The sequence below is a fragment of the Mesorhizobium sp. Cs1299R1N3 genome (genome assembly GCF_037179625.1).
Lineage (GTDB): Bacteria > Pseudomonadota > Alphaproteobacteria > Rhizobiales > Rhizobiaceae > Mesorhizobium > Mesorhizobium salmacidum.
Genome location: NZ_JAPYKQ010000090.1, coordinates 1 through 248 on the forward strand (window position 1 = coordinate 1; position 248 = coordinate 248).

Below are 248 nucleotides of genomic sequence, written 5' to 3' on the forward strand. Positions count from 1 at the left end.
CCATCAAAGCTGCGGCGGTGGCCACCACAAACTCGGTTTCCCATAGCGATGGGACCCAGGATTTCGGTTCGGTTCCTCGAGCACTTTGCGCTCCACGTTGGCAGCTAGGCCGGCGCTGATGCACTAGAGCCTTTCACGTTTTGACGGAAGCGTATCCTGCGTTTTCGAAGTAGTTCTTACATTCGGCTGCCTCGATGGTTTCGACGAGATGTCCGATGTGGCGCCACGTGTCCTCGACGGTGCGTTTC

At 57.3% G+C, this 248-nt stretch carries 1 pseudogene; it reads right to left on the reverse strand.

Going from position 1 to position 248, the window contains the following annotated elements:
• Positions 1-133 precede the first annotated feature (133 nt).
• Positions 134-248, reverse strand: a pseudogene (locus tag O7B34_RS32090) (IS630 family transposase); the annotation flags it as partial.